This is a genomic window from Streptomyces sp. MGP-BFMKR1 (assembly GCF_057766585.1).
Window position 1 is genome coordinate 3160400 of record NZ_CM173408.1, and the last position, 11562, is coordinate 3171961.

Genomic DNA, 11562 nt, shown 5'->3' on the forward strand with positions numbered 1-11562 from the left:
TGCCGCCCCGCCGGCGCCCGGGAACCCACCCTCGCGCCGGGTTCCGCCCTCCGTCACGTCCCGCTCCCTCCGTGCCACCGCCGACCGCGCGACAGCCGCCCGGGCCGGAGCCACCCCCGGACGGAGCCACTCCGGACGGAGCCACCCCCGACCGGAGCGCCTCGCGCGGAGCGGCCGGCCGGGGTCACGTGCCGCGCGGCGATGGCCGGATCGCGGGCCGTTCGGCGTGGCGTACCGGGGCGGTTGGGGCCCGTGGGGTGAGCTGGGCGACATGGGGCTGGTGGAGTCCAACCTTCGCCCCCGCGACCGGCTTTGACGCACTAATCTGCTGCTTCATGGGACGGGCGGCGTTGGGCACTGAGGTGGGGGCGCGGCGGGCGGCGGGCGAGCCCCTGAGCGAGCGGCCGACGCGGGCCGACGAGCCCGGCGACGACCGGCCCGAGCGGCCCGGCGACGAGCGGCCCGAGCAGGCCGACCGCGCCGTGCGCGCCGACGACGTCATGACCCTCTCGCGCCTCGCGACCAAGCGTGGTGCCGTCCGGGCGATCCTGGAGTGGCTCGCGCACCGCACCGGCGGCGTCGCCACGCTGATCGACGCCGACGGCACGCCCGCCGTCACCCCCGCCCCGCCGCCCAGCCCCGCGCTGAGCGCCGCGACGGGCGCCGTGGCCGGGCTGCACCGGCGCGGCACGCCATCGGCGGTGCTCAGCGTCCCGGCGGCGGGCGAACGCGCCGAGCCCGACGGCGGCAGCACGGTGTTCCTGGTCTCGCTGACCGCCGGGGCCGGGGGCGCGCACGCGGAGGCCGGTCCGCGCCGGCAGGCCCCGTACCTCGTACTGATCGCCCCCGACGGGCCGGGGCGGCGGCCTGGGCGCCCGCAGGTGCTGCTCGCCGACGCGGCCCGCACGCTCGGCCTGTGCTGGCGGCTTGAGGAGGCCGACCGCGACCGGGTGCGGGTGGAGGCCGCCGAGGCGCACGGCCGCGAGGCGGTGCTGCACCTGTTGATGGTCGGCAGCGTCCCGGCCGCCCACCGCATCGCCGCCGCCCTGCAACCACCGCTGCCCCAGCTCGCCTACGTCTACGTGATCGAGTGCCCGGGCCAGCGGCGGTACGAGATCGCCGACCGGATCGCGCACGCCGCGCGCGGCAAGGCGTGGATCGTGCCCTGCCCCGTGCGGCCCACCCATCTGATCGCCCTCGTCCCGGCCGTGCCGGAGCCGGCGGGCAGGGCGGGCGGAGCCGCCAGAGCGGCGCTCGACCAGGGCATGACGCCTCCCGCACGGCCTTCCGTCGGCCCGGGGGGCGACGCGGCCGTCGGGCAGGTGGACGACGAGAACTGCGCCACCGACTTCCGCGCGACCTTCGGCGAACTCCCGCACCATTCCCCCGCGTTGAGCCGCAGCGGGCGCGCCGGCACGGCCGTCGAGACGGTGGGGGTGCGCGGGCTTGACCGGGCCATCGCCGAGCGGGTGCCCGAGTGCCTGATCGGGGTCAGCGGCGAGGTGCCGCTGCGCGAGACCCCGATCGGCTACGAGCAGGCGTTCCACGCGCTGGCCGTGGCCCGCACCGCTCCCAGTGGGCGGGCCAGCTTCCAACGGGACTTCGACCTGACGCCGCTGGCCACCCCGGAAGGGCTGCGCTGGGCCCAGGAGTTGCTGGCGCCCTGCCTGCACTACGTGCCGCCGCGACGGGCCGATCCCGGCGGTGAGGAGTTGCTCGGCACGCTCGGCTCGTGGCTGACCTTCGGCGGCGCCGCCAGCCGCCACCTGAAGATCCACCGCAACACGCTGGGCGCCCGGGTGCGGCTGATCGACGAGTTGCTCGGGCTCGACCTCGGCCGGCTGGCCGACCAGTCCGCCGCCTGGCTCGCGCTCCAGCTCCGTGGCGCCCCCCTGCCGACGCCCACCGACCGGCCGCCGGCCACGCTGGAGGACCTGCTCGGCACGCCGGCGGCCGGCGTCTGGGCGCGCGCCCAGCTCCAGCCGCTGGAGCGGGCGAACCTGCCGTCGGGGACGGAGACCGTACGCGCCTGGCTGCGGGCCGACGCGAAGCTGCCGCAGGCCGCCGGCGCGCTCGGCATCTCGCTGCCCGGCGCCCGCAAGCGGCTGACCAGGGCGGAGGAGGCGTTGGGCCGCTCGCTGCTGCACGCGCCGAGCGCCAAGTACGAGCTGTGGCTGGCTATGCGGGCGCTCAAGGCGCTGTGACCCGGACGCGCTGAACCCACACGCCCGCACCGCGCCCCTCGTTACCGCACCCCCGGCGCCGCCCGCACCCCGGCGCACCCCGGGCCCCGGCGCACCCGCACCCCGGCGCACCCCGCACCCCGGCGCACCCCGGGCCCCGGCGCACCCCGGGGCCGGGCCTTACGCGCCCGAGCCCCTACGCCCCGCGCTGCGACCGTACAAGCCCCCCCCAACTCCCGCCCGTCGGACCCGCGGTGGCCTCGTCCCGTACCGAGTTACCGGTACGTCCTTCAACCACCGGTCGGTGGGCAACCAGTTACCGCCCTGACTGTGCATTCTGTTCCTCGCCCGCGCGTGACGCCTCGGCCTAGGGTCCAGACCAGGCCCCGGCGGGCCGGACCGGATGCTGACCCTCTTCCCCCTCCCTGACGAGGCAGCGCGCGGTTCCCCCCTATTGAGCCGCTGCGACCGCGACCGTGGCCCGCCGGTGCCTGGCCGACGCGCCCTCCCTCGAAGCAGAACAGGATCGCTGATGAGTCATCACCACGACTCGCTCCTCGCACGCCAGGACCCCCGGCTCGACATCAGTGACGTCTATGTCTTCCGGGGCGAGCGCGGCACCGTCTTCGTCGTCAACGTCAACCCGCTCTCCGGCACGGGCGGCTTCCACGACGACGAGAGCCTGTACGAGATCAAGATCGACACCGACGGCGACGCGGTCGAGGACATCACCTACCGCTTCACCTTCGCCCCCATCACCTTCGCCCCCTTCAGCACGCGCGGCACGCAGCGCTGGGAGCTGCGCCGGTTCGACGGCGAGGCCGCGCGGGACCGCGACGCGGAGGGTTCGGTGCTGCTGCGCGGCGTGACCGGTGAGCCGGCCGAACTCGTGCTGCCCGCCGCGGGCGCCGGCGGCGACGAGGACCCGAGCGGCGGGCTGCGGGCCTGGGCCGGGCAGGCCGGCGACCCGTTCTGGATCGAGGGCACGGTGGTCACCGCCGTCAAGACCGGGATCGCCCAGGGCACCGCCCCCGACCTGGCCGGGTTCGACCCCGCGCGGGCCAGCAACATCTTCGCCGACACCGACGTGCACGCGATCGTCCTTGAGGTGCCCGACGCCGACCTCGGCGGCGCCCAGGAGATCGGCTTCTGGGGCGTGACGGTCCTGGCGACCGACGCGGGCGGCTGGCGGCAGATCAACCGCTGCGCGACGCCGCTGCTCAACACCCTCTTCGACCTCGAAGACCCCGACCAGCACATCGACTTCAACGCGACCGAGCCCGCCGAGGACCGGGAGCGGTACGGGGCCGAGGTGGGGGCCGCCGTCGAGCGGGGTGCCGGCGCCGCGGGCGCGGTCGCCGAACCCGCCGCCCACGCGGCCCGGGTGCGCGACCTGTTGCTGCCGGACGTGCTGCGCTACGAGGTGGGCACCGAAGCCCACTTCGGGGTGAAGCGGCGCAACGGGCGCGCGCTGACCGACCCGGCGCCGGAGGTCATGTTCGAGCTGGTGCTCGGCATGCCCGTCACGATGGGGCTGGACGCGAGCGCGGCTACGGGGGTGCCGCGCGAGACGTTCCCCTACCTGGCGCTGCCGAAGGCGGAGCGGTGACGGCCCGCCCGTGCGCGGCGGCGCGCGTCCCTCGTTGGGTCGCCGCCGCCGCGGACGATCCCGACGCGGTGCGCGCGCTGTGGCGCGAGGACCCGCGGCGCGGCGTCCGGCTCGCCACCGGCCGCACCTTCGACGCGGTCACGGTCGACCTGCGGACCGGCATGGAGGCCCTGGACCTGCTGCGCCGCCGGACGGGCGCGCCGGCCGGCGCCTGGCAGGCCCAACTGGCCGGCACGGCCTTCTCCGGCTCGTCGGCGTTGTCCGCGTTATCCGACCTCTCCGGCCTCGCTGGCCTCTCCGGCCTCGCGGATTCCTCCGGCCCCGCTGATGCCGCTGGCCCGTCCGGCCCGGCGTCCGACACCGCTCCCGACGGGGCGCGTCCGCGAGCCGGGGCGCACCGAAGGCGCGCCTGCCGGGTCGCGCTACGGGCGCACGCCGGCCCGTCGCTGGACGCGGCGCGTACCTGTCCGTCGCCCGAGGCGGCCTCGTACGACCGGTTCGGGCTCGCCGGCCAGTTCGGGCCCGGGGGCTTCGGGGTCCGGGGGCGGTTCGGGCTCGGTGGTGGGCGTGGTGGGGGCGCGGGGCGGGCCCGTACCGTGCGGCCCCTGCACTTCCCCACGCTGGTCGACGGGGCCGCGGGCCGGATGCGGCTGCTGGTCCCGCGCGGGGCGGCGCCCTGGCTGGGCGCGCTGCTCACGGCCGGAACCGTGGAGTACCACGGCGCGGGCGCGCGCGTCGTGCTGCCCGGGCCCGGGGCGTTGACCGACACCGGCACCGGGTTGACCTGGGCGGTGCGGCCCGGGGCCCCGGTGGAACGGCTGCGCTGCCTCCTCGGCCCGCTCGCGGCGGCGCTGACCACCGCCCAGCTCACCGTCGGCTGGTGCTCGGGCGTGCGGGCGCCCGCCGACCCGTACGCGGAGACCGGGTAACCCCTACGGGCCGGTAGGGCGTCTGCCCTGGTGGGCCCGGAACGGGGCCCCGAACGGCGCGAGCGCACCGACGTACGGGAGAGAACGCATGGCACACCTCACCTTCCGACAGGCCCGCGAGGAGGATCACGCTCCGATCGTGGCGTCGATCCAGACCTGGTGGGGCGAGACCCGCACTCCGGAGGAGGCCCGCGAGCTGTCCCTGCTGCTGCCCCGGCTCTTCCTCCAGCACTTCGCCGCGACCAGCCTGATCGTGGAGCGGCGGCCCGACGCCGAGGAGCCGGACGGGGCGGGCCCGGACGAGGCAGCCGGCGCGCTCGCCGGGTTCCTGGTCGGCTTCCACTCGCCCGACCGGCCCGGCACGGCCTACATCCACTTCGTCGGCGTCCACCCGGAGCTGCGCCACCAGGGCGTGGCCCGGCAGTTGTACGAGCGGTTCTTCGCCCGGGCGGTGGCGGCCGGGCGGCAGGAGGTGCGCTCGATCGTCTCGCCGGCCAACAAGCCGTCCATCGCCTTCCACCACTCGATGGGCTTCCGGCCCGAGGGCGGCGACTACGAGAGCGACGGCGTCCCCGTCCACCGCGACTACGACGGGCCCGGACACGACCGGATCAGCTTCCGGCGCGTGCTGTCCGCCCCGCCGGCCCCCGAGGCGTAACCCGGCGCCACTCCCCCGGGCCGAGACGCGCTCGGCCCGGCCCACCGCTCCCAGACGCCGGGCCACCTGAGGTCACGCTCGGCCCGGCGTCTGGGCTCGCCCACCCCCGACGGCCGCGAGGCCGCCGGGGCTACGAGGGCTACGAGGGCTACGAGGGCTACGAGGGCTACGAGGGCTACGAGGGCTACGAGCCGAGGATGGTCGTGAGGAACTCGCCGGTCCAGGCGAGCAGTTCGCGGCCCACCACCGGCTTGCCGCCGATCTTGCCGGTCGTCGGCCGGGGCACCAGGATCTGCCGCGGCCCCGGCTTGAGCACCGCTCGCGGGTGCAGCCGCCGCAGCCGCAGCTCCTGCGACTCGCGCAACTCCACCGGGCCGAAGCGGATCTGCGAGCCCTGGAGGGTGATGTCGCTGACGCCGCAGGCGCGGGCGAGCATCCGCAGGCCGGCGACGAGCAGCAGGTTCTCCACCGGCTCGGGCAGCGGTCCGTACCGGTCGGTCAGCTCCTCGCGGACGGCGGCGATGTCCTCCTCGCTGTTGGCCGCGGCGATGGACCGGTACGCCTGGAGGCGCAGCCGCTCGCCGGGCGCGTAGTCGTGCGGGACGTGCGCGTCCACCGGGAGTTCGATCTTGACCTCGATCGGCGGCTCCTCCTCGGCGCCGCCCTCCAGCGAGGTCCGGTAGTCCGCGACGGCCTCGCCGACCATGCGGACGTACAGGTCGAAGCCGACGCCCGCGATGTGTCCGGACTGCTCGCCGCCGAGCAGGTTGCCCGCGCCGCGGATCTCCAGGTCCTTCATCGCCACGTACATGCCCGCGCCCATCTCGGTGTGCTGGGCGATGGTGGCCAGGCGTTCGTGGGCGGTCTCGGTCAGCGGCTTCTCCGGCGGGTACAGGAAGTAGGCGTACCCGCGCTCGCGGCCCCGGCCGACCCGGCCGCGGAGCTGGTGCAGCTGGGAGAGGCCGAAGTTGTCGCCGCGCTCGACGATCAGGGTGTTGGCGTTGGAGATGTCGATGCCCGACTCCACGATGGTGGTGGAGACCAGCACGTCGAACTTCTTCTCCCAGAAGTCCACCACCACCTGCTCCAGGGCGCTCTCGCCCATCTGCCCGTGCGCCGTGGCGATGCGCGCCTCGGGCACGATCTCACGCAGCTTGGCGGCGGCCCGGTCGATGGACTCGACGCGGTTGTGGATGTAGAAGACCTGCCCCTCGCGCAGCAGTTCGCGCCGGATGGCCGCGCCGATCTGCCGTTCCTCGTACGGGCCGACGAAGGTCAGCACCGGGTGCCGCTCCTCCGGCGGGGTGGTGATGGTGGACATCTCGCGGATGCCGGTGACGGCCATCTCCAGGGTGCGCGGGATGGGCGTGGCCGACATGGTCAGCACGTCGACGTTGGCGCGCAACTTCTTGAGCTGCTCCTTGTGCTCGACGCCGAACCGCTGCTCCTCGTCCACGATGACCAGGCCCAGGTCCTTGAACCTGGTCTCGGACGAGAACAGCCGGTGGGTGCCGATGACGATGTCCACCGAGCCGTCCCGCAGCCCCTCCAGGACGGCCTTGGCCTCGGTGTCGGTCTGGAACCGGGACAGCGCCTTGACCACGACGGGGAACTGCCCGTACCGCTCGCTGAAGGTGCCGAAGTGCTGCTGCACCAGCAGCGTGGTGGGCACCAGGACGGCGACCTGCTTGCCGTCCTGCACGGCCTTGAACGCGGCCCGCACCGCGATCTCCGTCTTGCCGTAGCCGACGTCGCCGCAGATCAGCCGGTCCATCGGGACCGACTTCTCCATGTCCTCCTTGACCTCGGCGATGGTGGTGAGCTGGTCGGGCGTCTCCGCGTACGGGAACGCGTCCTCCAGCTCGCGCTGCCAGGGGGTGTCCGGGCCGAAGGTGTAGCCGGGGGCCGCCATCCGGGCCGAGTAGAGCTTGATCAGGTCGGCGGCGATCTCCTTGACCGCCTTCTTGGCCCGCGCCTTGGTCTTGGTCCAGTCGGCGCCGCCGAGCCGGTGCAGGGTCGGGGCCTCGCCGCCCACGTACTTGGTGACCTGCTCCAACTGGTCGGTCGGCACGAACAGTCGGTCGCCGGGCTGGCCGCGCTTGGCCGGCGCGTACTCGACCAGCAGGTACTCGCGGGTCGCGCCCTGCACGGTGCGCTGCACCATCTCGATGTAGCGGCCCACGCCGTGCTGCTCGTGCACGATGTAGTCGCCGGCCTGGAGGGTGAGCGGGTCGATGGTCTTGCGGCGCCTGGCCGGCATCCGGGTGCCGTCCTTGCCGGCCGCCTTCTGGCCGGTCAGGTCGGTCTCGGTGAGCACCGCGAGCTTGAGGCCCGGGTCGATGAAGCCGCGTTCGACGGAGCCGCAGGACACGTGCACCAGCGAGGGCGACAGCTCGGCGAGGTCCGGGTCGAGGCGGGCCGCGATGCCCTCGCCGCTGAGCACCTCGACGGTGCGCGAGGCGGGGCCGTGGCCCTCGGTGAGGTAGACCGTGCGCCAGCCGTCGGCGAGCCAGCCCTTGGTGTCGGCGAGCGCCCGGGCGATGTCGCCCCGGTACAGCTCGGGGGCGCGCATGCCCAGGGTCAGGGTGTCGCCGTCCGTCGCCCCGCCGGCCACGCCGGCCTCGTCGAGGCCGTCGCCGGCGGCGAACGGCGAGATCGACCACCACATCATGCCCAGCTCGCGGGCCCGGTCCCGGATGTCGGCGATGCCCCACAGCGAGGCCGCGCCCAGGTCGATGGGGGCCTCGCCGCCACCGGCCGACGCGGCCCAGGACGCCGCCAGGAACTCCTGGCTGGTGGCCACCAGGTCGGCCGCCCGGGTCCGCACCCGCTCCGGGTCGCACACCACGCTCATCGCGCCCGCGGGCAACACGTCGAGCAGCAGCTCCATCTCGTCCACCAGGACCGGGGCCAGCGACTCCATGCCCTCGACGGCGATGCCCTCGGCGATCTTGCCGAGCAGTTCGCCCAACTCCGGGTGCGACTCGGCCAGCTCGGCGGCGCGCCGCCGCACGTCGGCGGTGAGCAGCAGCTCACGGCAGGGCGGCGCCCAGAGCCCGTGCTCGGCCACTTCGAGCGAGCGCTGGTCGGCGACCTTGAAGTACCGGATCTCCTCGACCTCGTCCCCCCAGAACTCCACCCGCAGCGGGTGTTCCTCGGTGGGCGGGAAGACGTCCAGGATGCCGCCGCGCACGGCGAACTCGCCGCGCTTCTCGACCAGTTCGACCCGGGCGTACGCGGCTGCCGCCAGGCCCTCCACGACCTCGCCCAGGTCGGCGCTCTGCCCGCCGCGCAGCGCCACCGGTTCCAGCTCGCCAAGGCCCTTGACCTGGGGTTGGAGCACGGCGCGGATGGGCGCGACGACCACGCTGACCGGGCCGGCGGTCGGGTCGTCGGCGCTCGGGTGGGTCAGCCGGCGCAGCACGGCGAGGCGGCGCCCGACGGTGTCCGAGCGCGGCGAGAGCCGCTCGTGCGGCAGCGTCTCCCACGACGGGTACTCCACCACGCCGTGCTCCTGCCCCTCGGGCATCAGCGAGCGCAGCGCGGCGGCCAGGTCCTCGGCCTCGCGCCCGGTCGCGGTCACGGCGAGCACCGGCCGGCCGGCCCCGCGCGCCAGCGCCGCCACGGCCAGGGGCCGCGCCGCCGGCGGCCCGACGAGGTCGAGGTGCGTGCGGTGACCGTCCGTGGCCGCGCGCACCGCCTCGGCGAGCGCGGGGTCATGGACGACGGCATCGAGCAGACCGTGCAGGCTCATGTAGGGCTTCCCGTCCCGGGGCTGGACAACGCGAACGGCCCGGCACGGGCCTTGGCGGAGCCAAGACCGGGGGCCCACGGACGTGTCCGGGGGCCGGCGGCCGGGATGTCTTCAGGGTACGCCGGGGGTGTGACAGCGCTATCCGGAAGCCCTCTGTACGCAACTTGCAAGTAGCGTACAGTTCTGTACATGAGTGACACGCTGCCCCTCACTGAGGCCCGCGCCCGCCTCGGCTCCCTGGTCCGCCGCACCGCGCATGCCCGCGAGCGCACCGTCATCACCGACCACGGCCAGCCCGCCGCTGTCTTGATAAACCCCACGGAATTGGCGGACCTGGAGGACGCACTGGCCCTCGCTCAGTACCGGGAACGCCAGGCCGCCGATGCCACGCTCGCCACCTCGCACGACGAGGTCCGCGCCCGCCTCGGGCTGGAGCGTGGGTGACGTACGACATCGTCTGGGACGAGCCCGCGATCAACGCAGCGGCCCGCTTCCTCAAGGATGACCCGGTAGGGTTGCGCCACCTCTTTGACGCGATCGATTTATTGGCCCACAATCCGCGGCCCGCGGGTGCGGCGGAGTACGGCTCACCAAACCTGCGTCGCGTGCACGTCGGCCGCTACCGGGCGATGTACGAGATCACGGAGGCCACAGCGTCGATTGTGGTCATCCACATAGGCCGGACGGGCTAAGCACGGCACGACGCGCGGCGTCCATGATGGCTCGGATCTCGTCCATGGCGGTACGCCATGCGGCGTCGTCCCGATCGAGCGACCGGGCGGCGTGCTCGGCGGCACGCAGCCGCCGGGCGAGGGCCGGGAACCGCTCGATCTCGATCACGGTGGCCCACTTGAGCTGGTACAGGGCGATGGGCTGGTAGCTGCTGGACCGGGTGGCCATCGTGAAGACGGTGGCCCGCTCCGCGATCAGTTCGGGAAGCCGTGTCGGGGCCACCCGCGCGAGCGCGGCCCGCAGCGCCGGAAAGGTGCTGTCGGGCCGCGGGATCACGGCCTCCCCCAGGGCACCTTCTCCGGGAGACAACGGTGGTGTGGTCATGGCTGGCTCCTCGGTGGTCGCGACGGCCCGCCGCAGCCGCCGCGGCACACCGTACGGGGCGGAATCCGCGCGGCGAACGGTTCCGGACGCGCTCGCCTCGGCTCCCCTCCGAAGGCTCGCCCCGGTCGGCGAGGCTCCCTCCCCGGTCGGGGGCCCGCCCCTCACGCCCCGCCGTCGTCCGTCCCGCCGAAGCTCGCGAAGTACGCCGCCGCCCCGTCCTCGCCGCCGTGCCCCTGCCGCTCCGCGCGGCGCAGCCGCTCCGCCGCGGCGGCGGCCAGGTCCAGGCGTACGCCGGAGCGCTCGGCGGCCTCCGCGATGAGGGCGGCGTCCTTGCGGGCGGCGGAGACGGTGAAGCTGGGCGCGTAGTCGCCGGCGAGGATGAGTTCGGACTTCGTCCGCAGGTAGCCGGAGTCCAGCGGGCCGCCGGCGACGGCGTCCAGGAAGGCGCGCGGGTCCACGCCGAGGCCCTCGGCCAGGGCCAGCGACTCGCCGGCGCCGTTGATGAGGGTGAGCACCCAGTTGTTGACGACGAGCTTGAGCGCGCTGGCCGTGCCCGCACCACCGTCCTCGCCGACCCACAGGGTGCGCTGGCCGATCGCCGAGAAGACACGCTCGGCCCGGTCGCGCACGGCGACCGGACCCGCCGCGAGGACGGTCAACGCGCCCTGTTCGGCCGGGAGTCTGGTGCCCAGCACGGGGGCGTCCACGAAGTCGAGTCCGTACTCCGCGGCGAACTCCGCCAGCGGCCCGACCGCGCCCACCCCCACCGTGCTCGACTGGAGCCACAGCGTCCCGGCGCGCAGCGCGGGCGCGGCCTCGCGCAGCGCGTCGAGCGCGGCGGGCCCGTCGTGCACCATCGTGAGCACCACGTCCGCCCCGTCCACCGCGTCGGCCGGCGTGTCCGCGACCCGTGCCCCGGCCTCCGCCAGCGGCTCGGCCTTGGCCCGGGTACGGTTCCACACCCGCACGTCGAACCCACCCGCCCCGGCGAGGTTACGGGCCATCGGCCCACCCATGATCCCGGTGCCGAGCACCGCCACGGCGGTCGCGCCAGCCCCACGCGCGCCCGCCGTGTCGGTGTCCGTGCCGGTGTCGGTGTCCGTGTCCGTGTCCGTGTCCGCCACGCTCCTGTCAGCCATGGGGGAACGGTAGGACCTGGAGGGCACTCGAAGGCAAGCGGCACGCGCGGGGGGGTGGGCCGGTCGGCGGGTTGGTGGGTGGATCGGGCGGCGGGCTGGTGGGGCGGCGGGTGGAGCTGGCTCAGCGGCGTGGGGCTGGGCTCAGCGGCGTGGAGCTGGCTGGGCAGGCGAACGCACAGGCAGCGGGGGGCTCCGGCGTCCCGTGCCCGCCCGGTTCCGTCGCTGCGCCACCGC

Annotated in this window: 9 protein-coding genes; 6 read left to right on the forward strand and 3 right to left on the reverse strand. The window is 75.0% G+C overall.

Going from position 1 to position 11562, the window contains the following annotated elements; genetic code table 11:
• Positions 1-335: 335 nt before the first annotated feature.
• The 4 genes from AC3CHW_RS11815 to AC3CHW_RS11830 all read left to right on the forward strand — a co-directional run bounded on the left by AC3CHW_RS11815 (position 336) and on the right by AC3CHW_RS11830 (position 5379).
• Positions 336-2204 (forward strand): helix-turn-helix domain-containing protein, encoded by a 1869-nt coding sequence (locus AC3CHW_RS11815; protein ID WP_488470413.1) that lies wholly within the window; start codon positions 336-338, stop codon positions 2202-2204.
• 511 nt (positions 2205-2715) lie between these two features.
• Complete coding sequence (locus AC3CHW_RS11820; RefSeq protein WP_488470414.1) at positions 2716-3792, forward strand: DUF4331 family protein; 1077 nt, start codon at positions 2716-2718, stop codon at positions 3790-3792.
• On the forward strand, positions 3789-4721 hold the full coding sequence (locus AC3CHW_RS11825; protein WP_488470415.1) for a bifunctional DNA primase/polymerase: 933 nt from the start codon (positions 3789-3791) through the stop codon (positions 4719-4721). The genes AC3CHW_RS11820 and AC3CHW_RS11825 overlap by 4 nt, the downstream gene beginning before the upstream one ends.
• An 88-nt stretch (positions 4722-4809) precedes the next feature.
• Entirely contained in the window at positions 4810-5379 is a 570-nt protein-coding gene (locus AC3CHW_RS11830) for a GNAT family N-acetyltransferase (protein WP_488470416.1), read from the forward strand.
• A 184-nt stretch (positions 5380-5563) separates the two neighbouring features.
• Here AC3CHW_RS11830 and mfd read toward each other — a convergent pair whose 3' ends face one another.
• Positions 5564-9133: a transcription-repair coupling factor gene (mfd, locus tag AC3CHW_RS11835; protein ID WP_488470417.1), complete on the reverse strand. Its 3570-nt coding sequence runs from the start codon at positions 9131-9133 to the stop codon at positions 5564-5566.
• Positions 9134-9322: 189 nt separating this feature from the next.
• Between mfd and AC3CHW_RS11840 the strand changes: the two genes are divergently transcribed.
• Together AC3CHW_RS11840 and AC3CHW_RS11845 are read left to right on the forward strand one after the other, a co-directional pair.
• Entirely contained in the window at positions 9323-9577 is a 255-nt protein-coding gene (locus tag AC3CHW_RS11840) for a type II toxin-antitoxin system Phd/YefM family antitoxin (protein ID WP_387592019.1), read from the forward strand.
• The gene (locus tag AC3CHW_RS11845) at positions 9574-9825 is read left to right on the forward strand and encodes a type II toxin-antitoxin system RelE family toxin (RefSeq protein ID WP_398611938.1); all 252 of its coding nucleotides are present in this window, start codon (positions 9574-9576) and stop codon (positions 9823-9825) included. The genes AC3CHW_RS11840 and AC3CHW_RS11845 overlap by 4 nt, the downstream gene beginning before the upstream one ends.
• Here the strand turns inward: AC3CHW_RS11845 and AC3CHW_RS11850 are convergent.
• Both AC3CHW_RS11850 and AC3CHW_RS11855 read right to left on the reverse strand, forming a co-directional pair.
• Positions 9800-10189 (reverse strand): hypothetical protein, encoded by a 390-nt coding sequence (locus tag AC3CHW_RS11850; RefSeq protein WP_488470418.1) that lies wholly within the window; start codon positions 10187-10189, stop codon positions 9800-9802. The genes AC3CHW_RS11845 and AC3CHW_RS11850 overlap by 26 nt on opposite strands.
• A 161-nt stretch (positions 10190-10350) precedes the next feature.
• Entirely contained in the window at positions 10351-11328 is a 978-nt protein-coding gene (locus tag AC3CHW_RS11855; RefSeq protein ID WP_488470419.1) for an NAD(P)-dependent oxidoreductase, read from the reverse strand.
• Positions 11329-11562: the final 234 nt, after the last annotated feature.

Excerpts from the sequence above, each read along its gene's own strand:
- AC3CHW_RS11820 (WP_488470414.1), top strand. The coding sequence starts at position 2,716 with ATGAGTCATCACCACGACTCGCTCCTCGCACGCCAGGACCCCCGGCTC.
- AC3CHW_RS11850 (WP_488470418.1), bottom strand. The coding sequence starts at position 10,189 with ATGACCACACCACCGTTGTCTCCCGGAGAAGGTGCCCTGGGGGAGGCC.
- mfd (WP_488470417.1), bottom strand. The coding sequence starts at position 9,133 with ATGAGCCTGCACGGTCTGCTCGATGCCGTCGTCCATGACCCCGCGCTC.
- AC3CHW_RS11855 (WP_488470419.1), bottom strand. The coding sequence starts at position 11,328 with ATGGCTGACAGGAGCGTGGCGGACACGGACACGGACACGGACACCGAC.
- AC3CHW_RS11840 (WP_387592019.1), top strand. The coding sequence starts at position 9,323 with ATGAGTGACACGCTGCCCCTCACTGAGGCCCGCGCCCGCCTCGGCTCC.
- AC3CHW_RS11830 (WP_488470416.1), top strand. The coding sequence starts at position 4,810 with ATGGCACACCTCACCTTCCGACAGGCCCGCGAGGAGGATCACGCTCCG.
- AC3CHW_RS11815 (WP_488470413.1), top strand. The coding sequence starts at position 336 with ATGGGACGGGCGGCGTTGGGCACTGAGGTGGGGGCGCGGCGGGCGGCG.